This window comes from Acidilutibacter cellobiosedens, assembly GCF_004103715.1.
GTDB classification, from domain to species: Bacteria; Bacillota; Clostridia; order Tissierellales; family Acidilutibacteraceae; genus Acidilutibacter; species Acidilutibacter cellobiosedens.
On sequence record NZ_CP035282.1, the window covers coordinates 1 to 16,741 of the forward strand.

The 16,741-nt window shown below is 36.2% G+C and carries 11 protein-coding genes and 3 rRNA genes; all 14 read left to right on the plus strand.

The genetic code is table 11. The features are described from left to right. Positions 1 to 1,338 carry a chromosomal replication initiator protein DnaA gene (gene dnaA, locus EQM13_RS00005; protein WP_071141303.1) on the plus strand — a complete coding sequence of 446 codons (1,338 nt, stop codon included), beginning with the start codon at positions 1 to 3 and terminating at the stop codon, positions 1,336 to 1,338. Positions 1,339 to 1,564: 226 nt separating this feature from the next. Further along, positions 1,565 to 2,671, plus strand: coding sequence for a DNA polymerase III subunit beta (dnaN, locus tag EQM13_RS00010; RefSeq protein ID WP_071141302.1), 1,107 nt, complete (start codon positions 1,565 to 1,567; stop codon positions 2,669 to 2,671). Positions 2,672 to 2,688: 17 nt separating this feature from the next. Continuing rightward, positions 2,689 to 2,898: an RNA-binding S4 domain-containing protein gene (locus EQM13_RS00015; protein ID WP_071141301.1), complete on the plus strand. Its 210-nt coding sequence runs from the start codon at positions 2,689 to 2,691 to the stop codon at positions 2,896 to 2,898. Next, positions 2,879 to 4,033 (plus strand): DNA replication/repair protein RecF, encoded by a 1,155-nt coding sequence (gene recF, locus EQM13_RS00020; RefSeq protein WP_240662968.1) that lies wholly within the window; start codon positions 2,879 to 2,881, stop codon positions 4,031 to 4,033. The genes EQM13_RS00015 and recF overlap by 20 nt, the downstream gene beginning before the upstream one ends. A gap of 14 nt (positions 4,034 to 4,047) precedes the next feature. Beyond that, positions 4,048 to 4,341 (plus strand): extracellular matrix/biofilm biosynthesis regulator RemA family protein, encoded by a 294-nt coding sequence (locus tag EQM13_RS00025; RefSeq protein WP_071141300.1) that lies wholly within the window; start codon positions 4,048 to 4,050, stop codon positions 4,339 to 4,341. Positions 4,342 to 4,371: 30 nt separating this feature from the next. Continuing rightward, a complete protein-coding gene (gene gyrB, locus EQM13_RS00030; protein WP_071141327.1) occupies positions 4,372 to 6,279 on the plus strand; it encodes a DNA topoisomerase (ATP-hydrolyzing) subunit B in 1,908 nt (635 codons plus the stop codon). A 16-nt stretch (positions 6,280 to 6,295) separates the two neighbouring features. Beyond that, on the plus strand, positions 6,296 to 8,719 hold the full coding sequence (gene gyrA, locus EQM13_RS00035; protein WP_128751576.1) for a DNA gyrase subunit A: 2,424 nt from the start codon (positions 6,296 to 6,298) through the stop codon (positions 8,717 to 8,719). Between the two features lie 71 nt (positions 8,720 to 8,790). Continuing rightward, a complete protein-coding gene (locus EQM13_RS00040; protein ID WP_071141298.1) occupies positions 8,791 to 9,108 on the plus strand; it encodes an STAS domain-containing protein in 318 nt (105 codons plus the stop codon). Positions 9,109 to 9,113: 5 nt separating this feature from the next. Beyond that, positions 9,114 to 9,485: an ATP-binding protein gene (locus EQM13_RS00045; protein WP_071141297.1), complete on the plus strand. Its 372-nt coding sequence runs from the start codon at positions 9,114 to 9,116 to the stop codon at positions 9,483 to 9,485. After that, positions 9,482 to 10,273 carry a SigB/SigF/SigG family RNA polymerase sigma factor gene (locus tag EQM13_RS00050; protein WP_071141296.1) on the plus strand — a complete coding sequence of 264 codons (792 nt, stop codon included), beginning with the start codon at positions 9,482 to 9,484 and terminating at the stop codon, positions 10,271 to 10,273. The genes EQM13_RS00045 and EQM13_RS00050 overlap by 4 nt, the downstream gene beginning before the upstream one ends. A 164-nt stretch (positions 10,274 to 10,437) precedes the next feature. Then, positions 10,438 to 11,967, plus strand: a 16S ribosomal RNA gene (locus tag EQM13_RS00055). Positions 11,968 to 12,071: 104 nt separating this feature from the next. Then, a 23S ribosomal RNA gene (locus EQM13_RS00060) occupies positions 12,072 to 15,003 on the plus strand. 64 nt (positions 15,004 to 15,067) lie between these two features. Continuing rightward, positions 15,068 to 15,184 (plus strand): 5S ribosomal RNA (gene rrf / locus EQM13_RS00065). The 16S, 23S and 5S rRNA genes sit together here, the layout of an rRNA operon. Before the next feature lie 87 nt (positions 15,185 to 15,271). Then, entirely contained in the window at positions 15,272 to 16,726 is a 1,455-nt protein-coding gene (locus EQM13_RS00070; protein WP_071140546.1) for an SLC13 family permease, read from the plus strand. Positions 16,727 to 16,741 lie beyond the last annotated feature (15 nt).

A 16,741-nucleotide genomic window follows, 5' to 3' on the forward strand; every position in this document is an offset into this window, starting at 1 on the left:
ATGGACTCTAATTTAGAAACTATTTGGAACGAAGCAATGGACCTAATAAAAATAGAACTATCGGAGGTAAGTTATAATACATGGTTTAAAACAATAGAACCTATATCGATGGATGATAATAATATAATACTTGCCGCTCCAAACGAGTTTACAAAAGGAATACTTGACGGAAGATATCTTAATTTAATTAAAAACGCCATATCCCAAATAACAAAACAAAATTATCATATAATTATTACCATCCCTGAAGATGAAATTAAATTAAATGTAGGACAAACTAAGGCTGTGGAAAACGGTGAAAACATTTCCAGATCTCAGCTAAACCCCAAATACACCTTTGACAGCTTTGTTATAGGAAATAGTAACCGTTTTGCTCATGCAGCATCCTTAGCTGTAGCGGAAGCACCTGCTCAAGCTTACAATCCACTTTTTATATATGGAGGAGTAGGTCTTGGAAAAACTCATCTTATGCATGCAATTGGCCACTACATACTCAACCAAAATTCTAAAACAAAGGTAGTATATGTATCATCAGAAAAATTTACAAATGAACTCATAAACTCCATAAGAGATGATAAAAATGATGCATTTAGAAATAGATACAGAAACGTTGATGTATTACTCATTGACGATATACAATTTATAGCTGGAAAGGAAAGAACTCAAGAGGAATTTTTCCATACTTTTAATGCTCTTCATGACGCAAATAAACAGATAATAATATCCAGCGATAGACCTCCAAAGGAAATACCTACTCTTGAAGACAGATTAAGATCAAGATTCGAATGGGGCCTTATTGCAGATATCCAGCCACCTGACTTGGAAACAAGAATTGCTATACTTAAAAAGAAGGCAAAAGTCGAAAATTTAAGTATAGAAAATGATGTTCTTCTTTATATTGCTACAAAAATTCAATCTAATATAAGAGAATTAGAAGGAGCACTTATTAAAATAGTAGCTTATTCATCCTTAACAAAAAAAGAAATAACCGTAGATTTAGCAGAAGAAGCCTTAAAAGATATTATTTCATCTTCTAAGCCAAAAGAAATAACTGTAAATTTAATTAAAGAAGTTGTCGCCAAAAACTTTAATATCAAGTCAGAAGATTTTAATTCCAAAAAAAGAACCAGAGCAATTGCTTATCCAAGACAAGTCGCAATGTATTTATGCAGAGAATTAACGGATCTCTCCCTTCCGAAAATAGGAGATGAATTTGGCGGAAGAGATCATACTACCGTTATACATGCTTATGAAAAAATATCTTCAAATTTAAAATCAAATAGTACATTCAATAAAAAGATAGAAAATGTTATTAAAGAGATACAAGGGGATAATTAACAAAATCCTGTTGATAAACTGTTGATATAATATAATTAATTTCTTCAAAAATTTTTGTTGATAATTTTAGAATTCATTCATCTTTTATTCACATGTTATTAAATATTCAATTTATTTAAATATAACGATATATCCACTTATCAACATACTAACAGCCCCTACTACTATTACTACTAATAATATATCCTTCAATCTATCTTAAAAAATAAAAGGAGGTCATTTTCAATTGAAAATCAATATAGAACAATCAATTTTGAATAAATATGTAAATATTGTTCAAAGAGGTACTTCTCTTAGAACAAGTCTACCCATACTTGAAGGAATACTTTTAGAGGCAAAAAATGGAAAATTGAAACTTACAAGTACGGATTTAGAGATAGGAATTGAGACATTTATAAAATGTAGCGTTGAAGAAGAAGGATCAATAGTTATAAATTCAAGAATATTTGGAGATATAATAAGAAAACTTCCTAACGATAAAATATATATATCAACAATAGAAAATAAAATATGTATCAAATGTGGAAGTGCAGAATTTAATATTATAGGAAATTCATCTTTAGAATATCCGGAATTACCTACGATAACAGATAATTTTTCGATAAAAATTTCTGCGGATTTATTTAAATCTGCTATAAGACAAACCATATTTGCTACGGCTCAAGATGAAACAAGGCCTATACTTACAGGAATATTATTTGAAGTTACAAAAGATAAGGCTTCATTTGTAGCGTTAGACGGATATAGGCTTGCATTGAGAAATATTTTAGTAAAATCTCCTCAGGACGTAAAAATTGTAGTACCATCAAAAACTTTAAATGAGCTCAGTAAAATACTTGAAGATGAAGAATCCAGTTTAACGATAACATTAACTTCAAGTCATATAGTATTCAATCTAGGAGAAACATTAGTATATTCGAGGCTATTAGAGGGTCAATATTTAAATTATAAAGATATAATAAGAAAAGAACATAAAACTCAAGTAATTGTAAACAGAAAATTATTCCAAGACGGATTGGAGAGAGCTTCCCTTTTAGCAAAGGAGGAAAAAACAAATCTTATTAAAATAAACATATTGGATGGTAAAATGGTAATTAAATCAAATTCAGAAATAGGAAGTGTTTATGAAGAAGTTCCTATCGAAAATAAAGGGGAAGATTTAAATATCGCTTTTAATTCAAAATATATTATAGATGGAATTAAGGCAATAGATGCTGATAAAATTCAACTGAATTTTATGGGGAGTCTAAATCCCTGTATCATAAATCCAATAGATGATTCGGAATATACTTATTTAGTTCTTCCTGTAAGACTTGCAAAAGAAGATTATTAATTGGAGGAATATAGAAGATGAAAGAAGTAACAATAGATACTGAATATATAAAGTTGAGTCAAATTTTAAAACTTGCTGGAATAGTACAAACAGGAGGGCAAAGTAAAATATTGATTAGTTCCGGTAAAATTGAAGTAAATGGAGAGACTGTAAAAGAAAGAGGCAAGAAGATAAGAAAGGGAGATAAAATTAAAATAGAAGGTATAGATGAATTTGTTGTGGTATAATTATAAAGGTTTATCTAAGGAGTGGCTCTATTTGTATGTAGAAAGTATTAGAATTATAAATTTTAGAAATTATGAAAATTTAAATATCAAATTATCAAAGAATATAAATATATTTGTGGGTAAAAATGCCCAAGGAAAAACCAATCTTTTAGAATCCATATATTTCTGTGCTGTGGGAAAGTCATTCAGGACAAATAAAGATAAAGATATGATAAATTTTAACAGTGACAAATCTTATATAGGAATCAATATTAAGGAAAGAAATATAGATAAGCTGATAGAAATAAAGTTAGAAAGAAATGCTCCTAAAAAGATGAGAATTAATGGAATAGAATTGGGAAAAAATAAAGAATTGAACAGTGGATTAAATGTAGTGGTTTTTTCTCCGGATGATTTAAAAATAATAAAAGAAGGGCCTCAGGAAAGAAGAAATTTTTTGGATTTGGAAATTTCTCAGTTAAAGCCTTTATATAGATATAACTTGAATAGATATAATAAAATATTGTTTCAAAGAAATAACCTGCTCCGATTTATGAAATATAAGGAGAAGAACAGAGAAGTTCTTGAAACATTTAATATTCAATTAATAAAAACAGGATCTCAAATTATATTGGAAAGAAAAAAGTTTATTGATAGTCTATCTTCTATATCTAAAAGAATCCATGGTAATTTAACTTTTAATGAAGAAAAATTGGATTTCAATTATGTTACAAATGTAACCGAAAATGTAAATGATTTGAGAGACCTGGAAAGGGATTTTTTTGATAAATTAAATAAAAATATTGATAATGATATATTAAAAGGTTCTACAGAAATAGGTCCTCACCGAGATGATATAGAAATAATTATTAATGATTTTAATTCTAAGCAATTTGCATCTCAGGGACAGCAAAGGACAGCCATATTATCTATAAAACTTGCAGAGGTGGAATTAATTGAAAATGAAAAAAGATATAAACCAGTTCTTCTTTTGGATGACGTATTATCTGAATTAGACGAAGATAGAAGAAGATATTTGATAAAATCATTTTCAGGTTTGCAGACAATAATTACTTCCGCAGATGTAATAAGGCTTAAAGAAATTGATAATTTAGATAAAAAGACATTTTATATAGAAAAGGGAAAGGTTATGTAAAAGGAGTAGATATTATGTTTCTTCATATAGGAAAAAGCTATTCGATACCAATAGACGATATTGTAGCAATAATGGATGTTAATTCATTGTTAAATTCTAAGGATTCAAAATCTTATTTAAAAAAAATGAAGGAGAAAGGATTGCTCTTTATTACAAACTCTGATGAAAGAAATATAAAGACCATTATTTTGACATCGCGAATAGAAAAAAATAATAAAAAAGGGAAAGTGATCAAAAACCTAATTTATACATCAGAGATTTCTTCTTCTACTTTATTAAAAAGAAATAGTCTTATATCAAGAATTTAACATATTAGAATCAGGAGGGAAATGAAGAATATGGAAAATAACGAAAGAAAATATACTGCAAAGGATATACAAGTCCTTACTGGATTAGAGCCTGTTAGAAAAAGACCGGGAATGTATATTGGTTCCACAGGGCTTAGAGGACTCCATCAATTGATATATGAAGTAGTTGATAATAGTATAGATGAAGCTTTAGCAGGAGCTTGCGATACTATTTTGGTAACCATAAATGAGGATAATTCTGTAATCGTTGAAGATAATGGAGGCGGCATACCTGTAGAAACACATCCTCAAACAGGAAAATCTACTGTGGAGACGGTTCTTACAATTCTTCATGCAGGAGGTAAATTTAACAACAGTGCTTATAAGGTTTCTGGCGGACTTCATGGAGTTGGTGTTTCTGTTGTAAATGCACTTTCGGAATATCTTGAGGCAAGAATTAAAAGGAATAATAAAATTTACAGACAAAAATTCAGCAGAGGAATTCCTACTACGGAACTTGAAGTAATAGGCGAATGTGAAGGGACAGGAACTACCATTATATTCAAACCCGATAAAGAAATATTCGAAGATATTAATTTTGATTTTAATACTTTGGAATTTAGATTAAGAGAAGTATCTTTTCTGAATAAGGGAGTAAAAATAACATTAAATGATAAGAGAAATCAAAAGGAAGTAAAATTTCATTATGAAGGAGGACTTAAGTCCTTTGTAGAATATATAAATGAGAAAAAAACTCCCATACATGACAATATAATATATTTTGAAGATAAAAAAGAAAGTACGATAGTAGAATTAGCAATGCAGTATACTGAAGGATATTCAGAAAATATATTTACATTTGCAAATAACATAAATACACAAGAAGGAGGAAGCCATTTAGTAGGATTTAAGACCGCTATTACAAGAGTAGTAAATGATTATGCCAGAAAATACGGATATATAAAAGAAAAAGAGAATAATTTGACCGGAGAAGATGTAAGAGAAGGGTTAACAGCGGTCCTTTCGGTAAAACTAATGAATCCTCAGTTTGAAGGACAGACTAAGACAAAACTTGGTAATAGTGAGACCAGAAGCATAGTTGATAGTGTTGTGTCGGAACATTTAGAAAGATTCCTTGAAGAAAACCCCAAAGAAGGGAAGGTAATAATAGAAAAATCTTTAAGAGCATCTCGGGCAAGAGAAGCTGCAAGAAAGGCAAGGGAACTTACTCGTAAAAAAAGTATATTGGACAATACAACTCTCCCAGGAAAATTGGCGGATTGTCAAGAAAGTGATTTAAATGTTACGGAGATATTCATAGTTGAGGGAGACTCTGCAGGTGGAAGTGCTAAGCAGGGAAGAGACAGAAAATATCAGGCCATTCTTCCTTTAAGAGGAAAGATAATGAATGTAGAGAAGTCAAGACTTGATAAGATATTAGGGTATGAAGAAATTAAAGCAATGATTACTGCATTTGGCTGTGGAATAGGTAATGAGTTTAATATGGAAAAGCTAAGATATGGAAAAGTTATAATTATGACAGATGCCGATGTGGACGGAGCCCATATAAGAACGTTGCTTTTGACGTTTTTTTTCAGGTATATGAGACCTTTAATAGACTTTGGGCATGTATATATTGCACAGCCTCCTCTATATAAAGTTTCTAAAGGAAAAACGGATCATTATGCTTATAGTGATATTGAACTAAGCAATATAATGAATGAAATCGGAAGAGATAAAAATTATCCTATTCAGAGATACAAAGGTTTGGGAGAAATGAACCCCGAGCAGCTTTGGGATACAACAATGAATCCTGATACAAGAATAATACTTAAGGCTTCTATCGAAGATGCGGAAGAAGCAGATAAAATATTTACAACATTAATGGGAGATAAGGTTAAGCCAAGATATGATTTTATACAAAGAAATGCTAAGAACGTAAAGAATTTGGATATATAGTTTTAAGGAGGATAAAATGGATAAGGAAAACAGTAAAGTTATAACAGTAAAAATTGAAGAAGAAATGAAAAAATCATATTTAGATTACGCTATGAGTGTTATAGTTTCAAGAGCACTTCCTGATGTAAGAGATGGGCTGAAACCTGTTCATAGAAGAATATTATATGCTATGAATGAATTAGGATTGTCTCCTGAAAAGCAATATAGAAAATCAGCGAGAGTAGTGGGGGATGTTTTAGGTAAATATCATCCTCATTCAGATACGGCTGTATATGACGCTATGGTAAGACTTGCTCAAGATTTTAATACAAGGTACCCTTTAGTTGACGGTCATGGAAATTTTGGCTCTGTTGATGGTGACAGTCCTGCAGCTATGCGTTATACCGAAGTTAAGATGACAAAGCTTGCTATGGAAATGCTTAGAGATATAAATAAAGAAACCGTAGATTTTACTTTTAATTTTGATGAAACTCTTAAGGAACCGACAGTTCTTCCGAGCAGATTCCCAAACTTATTGGTAAATGGTTCTTCAGGAATAGCTGTAGGTATGGCTACAAGTATACCTCCTCATAATCTTGGAGAAGTGATAGATGCTATAGTTATGACTATTGAAAATCCTGATTTGGATATTGAGACTTTGATTAAGGTTATAAAAGGCCCTGATTTTCCGACAGGTGCTATGATAATGGGAAAGGAAGGAATAAGGTCCGCTTACAGAACGGGAAGAGGAAGAGTAACTGTTCGTGCTAAAACTGAAATAGAAGAATTCGGAAAGGGAAGGAACAAAATAGTAGTTACAGAACTTCCATATCAAGTAAATAAAGCAAATTTGATTGAAAAAATAGCTGAGTATGTAAGAGAGAAAAAAATCGAGGGAATATCTGATTTAAGGGATGAAAGCGACAGAGAAGGAATGAGAATGGTTATCGAGCTAAAGAGGGACGCAAATCCTAATATAGTGTTAAATAATCTTTTTAAACATACTCAATTACAAAATACATTTTCTATAATAATGCTTGCATTGGTAAATAATGAACCTAAAATTTTAAACTTGAAAGAGATACTCGGATATTATTTGAATTATCAGAAGGAGATAATAGTCAAAAGGACTCAATATGACTTGAAAAAGGCGGAGGAAAGAGCTCATATACTTGAAGGATTGAAAATAGCCCTTGACCACATAGATGAAGTTATATCTATTATCAGAAGTTCTAAGGATGATAATATTGCAAAAGAAAGACTTATGAAAAGTTTTGGACTTTCTCAAATTCAGTCTCAGTCTATTTTGGATATGAGATTAAAAAGGCTTACCGGTTTGGAGAGAGAAAAAATTGATGAAGAATATGAAGAACTGATAAAAGAAATAAATAAGTTTAAAGAAATTATTGCTAACGAAAGACTTGTATATGAAATCATCAAGAATGAACTTCTTGAAATTAAAGCTAAATATGGTGATCCGAGAAGAACAAAGATAATGCCGTCATCGGATGAAATAGATATTGAGGATATGATAGAAGATGAAGATGTAGTAATAACTCTTACCCATAATGGATATATAAAGAGAATTCCACAGGATACTTATAAGGCTCAAAAGAGAGGAGGAAGAGGGATTACCGGCATTACGACAAAAGAGGAGGACTTTGTTGAACATCTTTTTATTACTTCTACTCATGATACAATATTATTTTTTACTAATGAAGGAAGGGTATATTCTTTAAAGGCTTATGAAATTCCAGAAGGTAAAAGACAAGGCAAGGGTGCCGCAATTATTAACCTTTTGAATTTGAACGGAAAAGAAAAGGTTAATGCAATAATACCAATAAAGAAATATGAACCCTCAAGTTATTTAGTATTTATGACAAAGAAAGGAATAGTAAAAAGGACTAAATTTTATCAATTTGAAAATATAAGGAAAAACGGATTAATAGCTATAAACCTTAGAGACGGTGATGAGTTGATAAATGTAAGGAAGACTAAAGGAAATGATGAATTAATAGCCATTACTTCTGAAGGAATGTCGATTAGGTTTCCTGAATCTGATGTGAGGGAAATGGGAAGAAACTCCATGGGAGTGATAGGAGTCAGACTGTCAGAAAATGATCATGTTGTCTCTATGGATATGGTGGAAAATAACAAGTTTCTTTTAATTGTAAGTGAATTTGGATTTGGAAAGATAACACCTTTAAGTGAATATAGAACTCAATCAAGGGCAGGAAAGGGAATTAAGACATATAATATAAAGACTAAAACTGGAAAAGTTGTTTCAGCTAAAGTAGTAGATAAAAGTGATGAAATAATGATGATTTCTCTTTCGGGAATTATTATAAGATTGAATGTAAATGGAATATCGGAAATGGGAAGAAACACCCAGGGAGTAACATTAATGAAAATTGAGAATGAAGATAGAGTTGTAGCAGTAGCCAAATATGTAGAAGAATAATTATACTTTATATTATGATTTTTTTAAGATAAAATTAAACTACATTAATTCTAAAGAGGGAGGGATACTTTGTGGAATTAAACCTATATATCAAGTATGATGAAGGAAAAAAAATGTGGATTGTCAGTCCTGTAGGAGATGTGGATATTTATACATCTCCAAAATTAAAAGAGGTTTTAATTGATTCTTTTAATAAGCAGGAAGCAAATATACTGATAGATGGTGAAAAATTAGAGTATGTAGATAGTACTGGATTAGGAGTGTTAATAGGTATATTGAAAAGAGCGAGAGAAAAAGGATATGATGTTTATATCAAAAATATTAAGCCAAATATCAGAAAACTATTTGATATTACAGGATTGGACAAGGTATTTATAATTGAGGAGTGAAAAGTATGGATAAGGAAACGGTAGAACTTAGAGTTCCAAGTAAACCTGATTATGTCAGTGTTATAAGGTTAACAACCTCAGCAATAGCAAGTAATGCTGATTTAAATATAGATGATATAGATGATATAAAGGTGGCGATAGCAGAAGCATGTATAAATGCCTTAGATAAATCTGAAGAAATATATATTAAATATGAAATATTACAGGACAAATTAATTATATTTGTTAAAAATGTTTCAGAAAAAATTTCGGAGGATATTTCGGATAAGAAAGAAAGGGAACTTGGAATACTTATTATTAAATCTTTAATGGATGAAGTCGAGTTTACAGGAGATGGAGTAAAATTAATTAAAAATATAGAGGATGGTATTAAATGATTAATGATGGCTGCTGTGAACAAAAAAAACTTGAGAACTTGAAAGAAATAGATACAAAAACTTTATTTAATAAATTTAAACAAACTAAAGATTTGGAAATAAGAAATGAACTAATAGAAAGGCATCTTTATATTGCACAGATACTTTCAAAAAAATATGTTAACAGAGGAATAGAATATGATGATATTTATCAAGTAGCTTGTATTGGATTGATATATGCTATAGATAGGTATGACTTAGATAAAGGTTTTGAATTTTCAAGTTTTGCTACTCCGACAATTATTGGTGAAATAAAAAAATATTTCAGAGATAAGGGATGGGCTATTAGAGTTCCGAGAAGAATTCAAGAGCTTTCTAAAAAGATAAACAATTCCAAAGTTGTACTCAGCCAAAAACTCCAGAGATCCCCTACTGTAGAAGATATTGCAGATTATTTAAATATTAGTAAGGAAGAAGTATTGGAAGCCATGGAGGCAAGTAAGGTATATACCCCTCAATCTTTAGATATAACTTATGATTCCAATAGCGACGATAAAGATGTTAATTTATCCGAACTCATAGGAGAAGAAGATTTTTATTTTCGTAAGATTGAAAATAATGATTTTTTGATGAGAATTGTAGATAAGTTCAATAAAGTTGAAAAGAAGATATTTTTTGATAGGTATTTTAACAAAAAAACTCAAGTAGCAATAGCAGAAAGTCTTGGAATTTCCCAAATGACGGTATCAAGAGTAGAAAAAAAAATAATGGGAAAATTAAAGAAAGAGTTTCAAAAAACATTAGAATAAAAAACGAAAAAAAAGACTTGACACAGAAAAGAAAAGCTGTTATAGTATTAAGAGTTGACGGTAAGTCAACGCTGAACCAAGAAAATTAAACAGTGGGAATAAATTTGAGTAAAAAATAAGTTATAAAAAAGAAGTTAGTGTTTGATAAGAGCAAAGGCAAACTTTAAATTGAGAGTTTGATCCTGGCTCAGGACGAACGCTGGCGGCGTGCTTAACACATGCAAGTCGAGCGAGGGAATACTTAGGAAGCCTTCGGGAAGAATACGTATTCCTTAGCGGCGGACGGGTGAGTAACGCGTGAGGAATCTGCCTCGCACAAGGGGATAGCCTCGGGAAACCGGGATTAATACCCTATGATACTTACACTGCGCATGCAGAGTAAGTTAAAGAATATCGGTGTGAGATGACCTCGCGTCCCATTAGCTGGTTGGCAGGGTAAAAGCCTACCAAGGCGACGATGGGTAGCCGGCCTGAGAGGGTGAACGGCCACATTGGAACTGAGACACGGTCCAGACTCCTACGGGAGGCAGCAGTGGGGAATATTGCACAATGGAGGGAACTCTGATGCAGCAACGCCGCGTGAGCGAAGAAGGTTTTAGGATCGTAAAGCTCTGTCCTAGGGGAAGATAATGACGGTACCCGAGGAGGAAGCCCCGGCTAACTACGTGCCAGCAGCCGCGGTAATACGTAGGGGGCGAGCGTTGTCCGGAATTATTGGGCGTAAAGGGTGCGTAGGCGGCTGAACAAGTCAGATGTGAAAGGTTAAGGCTTAACTTTAATAAGCATATGAAACTGTTCAGCTTGAGTTAAGGAGAGGGGAGTGGAATTCCTAGTGTAGCGGTGAAATGCGTAGATATTAGGAGGAATACCAGTGGCGAAGGCGACTCTCTGGACTTAAACTGACGCTGAGGCACGAAAGCGTGGGGAGCAAACAGGATTAGATACCCTGGTAGTCCACGCCGTAAACGATGAGTGCTAGGTGTTGGGTGTCAAAGCTCAGTGCCGCAGCTAACGCAATAAGCACTCCGCCTGGGGAGTACGATGGCAACATTGAAACTCAAAGGAATTGACGGGGACCCGCACAAGCAGCGGAGCATGTGGTTTAATTCGATGCAACGCGAAGAACCTTACCAAGGCTTGACATCCCTCTGAAGTATATAGAGATATATACGGCTTTTAGGAGACAGAGGAGACAGGTGGTGCATGGTTGTCGTCAGCTCGTGTCGTGAGATGTTGGGTTAAGTCCCGCAACGAGCGCAACCCTTACTTTTAGTTACTAACAGGTAAAGCTGAGGACTCTAAAAGGACTGCCGGTGATAAATCGGAGGAAGGTGGGGATGACGTCAAATCATCATGCCCTTTATGTCTTGGGCTACACACGTGCTACAATGGTCGGTACAGAGGGAAGCGACGCCGCAAGGTGAAGCAAATCCCAAAAAGCCGATCCCAGTTCGGATTGCAGGCTGCAACCCGCCTGCATGAAGCTGGAGTTGCTAGTAATCGCAGATCAGCATGCTGCGGTGAATGCGTTCCCGGGTCTTGTACACACCGCCCGTCACACCATGGGAGTTGACAATACCCGAAGCCGGTAAGCGAACCCGAAAGGGGAGCAGCCGTCGAAGGTAGGGTTAATGACTGGGGTGAAGTCGTAACAAGGTAGCCGTATCGGAAGGTGCGGCTGGATCACCTCCTTTCTAAGGAGAATTTAATTCCCACTGTCTTAATTTATATATACACTTTAATTAGTGTAGAAGTTAGAACCTTGAGAACTGAAAAGTAAAGAAGAAGAAAAGAAGTAGGTCAAGCAAATAAGGGCATAGGGTGAATGCCTTGGCATCGGAAGCCGAAGAAGGACGGGGTAAGCGCCGAAATGCTTCGGGGAGTCGCAAACAGACTTAGATCCGGAGATATCCGAATGGGGGAACCCGCCTGAGCAAACCTCAGGCATCATGCACTGAATAAATAGGTGAATGAGGGGAGACTGGGGGAACTGAAACATCTAAGTACCCCAAGGAAGAGAAAGAAAAATCGATTTTCAGAGTAGCGGCGAGCGAAAAGGAAAGAGCCCAAACCGGAGGGTTAAACCTTCGGGGTTGAGGACACAACATAAGGAGAGAAGAAAAGCAGCCGAAGGGACTGGGAAGTTCCGCCAGAGAAGGTGAAAGCCCTGTAGGCGAAACAAAGAAACTCGACAGTTGTGAACCAGAGTACCACAGGACACGAGAAATCCGGTGGGAAGCAGGGAGGACCACCTCCCAAGGCTAAATACTAACCGATGACCGATAGAGGAATAGTACCGTGAGGGAAAGGCGAAAAGAACCCCGGGAGGGGAGTGAAAAAGAACCTGAAACCCTATGCCTACAAGCAGTAGGAGCACTATTAGAAAGTGTGACTGCGTACTTTTTGTAGAACGGGCCAGCGAGTTACGATATGCAGCAAGGTTAAGCAGTGAAGCTGCGGAGCCGTAGGGAAACCGAGTCTGAATAGGGCGAAAGTTGCATATAGTAGACCCGAAACCGGGTGAGCTACCCATGGTCAGAGTGAAAGGGAAGTAAAATTTCGTGGAGGCTCGAACCGATTAGTGTTTAAAAACTATCGGATGAACTGTGGGTAGGGGTGAAATGCCAAACGAACCCGGAGATAGCTGGTTCTCCTCGAAATAGCTTTAGGGCTAGCCTTATGGAAAGTGAGATGGAGGTAGAGCACTGAATGGTAAAGGGGCACAAAGTGTTACCAAAACCTATCAAACTGCGAATGCCATACTCATAGAAATAGGAGTCAGACTGCGGGAGATAAGTTTCGTAGTCAAAAGGGAAAGAGCCCAGATCACCAGCTAAGGTCCCAAAGTGCAGGTTAAGTGGCAAAGGATGTGAAGTTACGGAGACAACCAGGATGTTGGCTTAGAAGCAGCCATACATTTAAAGAGTGCGTAATAGCTCACTGGTCAAGTGACGTTGCGCCGAAGATTTCCGGGGCTAAACCTGACACCGAAGCTGTGGGATAGAAATATCGGTAGAGGAGCAATCTGTGAGGAAGAAGCTATACCGAAAGGAGTAGTGGACGAAACAGAAGAGAGAATGCTGGCATGAGTAGCGAAAAGGCAAGTGAGAAACTTGCCCGTCGAAAGCCTAAGGGTTCCTGAGGAAGGCTCGTCCGCTCAGGGTAAGTCGGGACCTAAGCCGAGGCCGAAAGGCGTAGGCGATGGACAACAGGTTGAGAATCCTGTACCAAGAATATGCGTTAGAGAGAGGTGCTGACGCAGGAGGATAAGATGAGCACACAGATGGAAAAGTGTGTCTAAGCCTGAAGTAAGCTTTCATAGGGAAAACCGTGAAAGAGTTATGAGAGGTGATGGGGAGCGAAAAAAGAAGTAGCGAAGCATCCGAATCCAAACTGCCAAGAAAAGGCACTATCGAGTATATGATTGCCCGTACCGGAAACCGACACAGGTAGGCGAGGAGAGAATCCTAAGACGCACGGAAGAACCCTTGTTAAGGAACTCGGCAAAATAGCCCCGTAACTTCGGGAGAAGGGGTGCCGGAAGAAGAGAAGGCCAAACGGCTGGGAAATAATCCGGCCGCAGTGAAAGGGCCCAAGCGACTGTTTACCAAAAACACAGGTCTCTGCGAAGTCGAAAGACGAAGTATAGGGGCTGACACCTGCCCGGTGCTGGAAGGTTAAGGGGAAGAGTCAGTAGAAATACGAAGCTTAGAACTTAAGCCCCAGTAAACGGCGGCCGTAACTATAACGGTCCTAAGGTAGCGAAATTCCTTGTCGGGTAAGTTCCGACCCGCACGAAAGGTGTAACGACTTGGGCACTGTCTCAACAAGGGATCCGGTGAAATTGTAGTACACGTGAAGATGCGTGTTACCTGCGACAGGACGGAAAGACCCCATGGAGCTTAACTGTAGGCTGACATTGGATTTTGATATCATATGTACAGAATAGGTGGGAGGCAGAGAAGTAAGTGCGCCAGCATTTATGGAGTCAAAAGTGGGATACCACTCTTATGATATTGAAATTCTAACCAAGTACTGTGAAGCCAGTACAGGGACACTGTCAGTTGGGCAGTTTGACTGGGGCGGTCACCTCCCAAAGAGTAACGGAGGTGCTCAAAGGTTCCCTCAGTACGGTTGGAAATCGTACGAAGAGTGTAAAGGCAGAAGGGAGCTTAACTGCGACACATACAGGTGGAGCAGGAAGGAAACTTGGACTTAGTGATCCGGTGGCACCGAGTGGAAAGGCCATCGCTCAACGGATAAAAGCTACCCTGGGGATAACAGGCTTATCTCCCCCAAGAGTTCACATCGACGGGGAGGTTTGGCACCTCGATGTCGGCTCGTCTCATCCTGGGGCTGAAATAGGTTCCAAGGGTTGGGCTGTTCGCCCATTAAAGAGGCACGCGAGCTGGGTTCAGAACGTCGTGAGACAGTTCGGTCCCTATCCGTCGCAGGCGCAGGAAATTTGAGAGGAGCTGTCCTTAGTACGAGAGGACCGGGATGGACAGACCGATGGTGAATCAGTTGTCTCGCCAGAGGCAGAGCTGAGAAGCTAAGTCTGGGAAAGATAAGAGCTGAAGGCATCTAAGCACGAAGCAGACCTCAAGAAGAGATTTCCCACTCCGCAAAGGAGGTAAGACACCAGAAAGACGAACTGGTAGATAGGTCTCAGGTGGAAGAGCAGTAATACTTTAAGCTGAGAGAAACTAATAAGTCGAGGGCTTGACCTAAAGATTCTTCTTCAAAGTTTTCAGGGAAAAGGGTAAGGAAGTAAAGGGAAAAAAGGAAAAAGTATTTGGTGACAAAGACGAGAGGGAAACACCTGTAACCATACCGAACACAGAAGTTAAGCCTTTCAGTGCTGATGGTACTTGAGTGGAAACGCTCTGGGAGAGTAGGACGTTGCCAGATAAAGAAGCTCTATTTCGTATAAAGGTTATCGAAGTAGGGCTTTTGTTTTATATATAAGTATTTATTTTATAAGGAAGTGTATATTTTATGACAGGGAGCTCAAATTCTTTTAAACGAAATTTTATAATTTTTATTTCTCTTGCCATTATATTTTTATTTAAGTTGATTCCTGCTCCGACGGGTTTACCCCAGGCAGGAATGGAAGTTTTGGGAATATTTATTGGTTGCCTTATCCTGTGGCTAACTATTTCTATTGATTGGCCAAGTTTTCTTTGTATAGGATTATTGGGGCTTATGCCAATGCTTGGATTCAACAATGTATTAGCAAGTTCTTTTGGAAATTCGACCTTTGCTTTTTTAATGTTTACGTTTATATGTACTTATGCTCTTTCAGAAACGCCATTTTTACGTCGATGCGCTTTATTTTTTATTACCAGTCCTATAGCTAAAAAAGGATCTTGGCATTTTGTAATTTTATTCTTTTTTTCTGTCATATTTGTAGGTTCATTTATTTCTCCAACAGTATTATTTGTTATTTTTTTACCAATTCTTGAAGAAATCTATAATGTTTTGAAACTTAAAAAGGGAGATAAGATAGCAGAGATGTTGATGATGGGATTGGCTTTTTGTACATCTATATCTTCGGGGATGACCCCAATTGCCCATGTGTTTTCTTTAATGGCTATGGGTTATTACAAAGCAGCAACAGGAAGGTCAATTGATTATGCCTCTTATATGGCATTTGCAGTGCCTGTAGGATTAATTAGCTTAATTTTTATGATTTTAATTTTTAAGCTTATTTATCGCCCTGACATGTCATACATTCAAAATATAGATATTTCTTCATTGAAAGCAGATAATAAACCTATGGATCATAAAGAAAAAAGTATACTAACAATCTTTGCAATTGTAGTAGGTCTATGGATAATACCAGGACTTATTAAACCTATTTTCCCAAGTATTGCAGCAAAAATTGATTTTTATGGTACAGCAATGCCTCCTTTATTTGGAGCGATTGCTTTATCTGTACTTACTTTTGAAGGCAAACCATTGCTTAATTTTAAAAATGCTATGTCAAAAGGAGTACCTTGGGGAAGTTTAATTATGGCAGCAGCGACATTAACTTTCGGTACAGCAATGACTAATGAAAAAATTGGATTAACAAAATATTTGTCGAACAGCTTAGGACCGGCGGTTTCAAATATGGCGCCTTGGCTACTTGTTTTATTGTTTACATTATGGGCAGCTGTTCAAACTAATTTATCTTCCAATATGGTTACGGTTACAACGGTTTGTACTATTGGAATTCCTATTGTTTTATCAACAAATGGAGCAGTAAATACTGCAGCCGTTGCATCAATTATTGGAATGATGTCTTCCTATGCTTTTGCTACTCCACCTGCTATGCCTCATATTGCAATTGCGGGAAGTTCAGGATGGGCCCATGCTTCTCAGTTACTTAAGTATGGAACTTTATTAATGATTATTACGGTAATTATCACCGTTATTATAGGGTATCCTATTGCATCGGCATTAATGTAGATTATATATAACTTT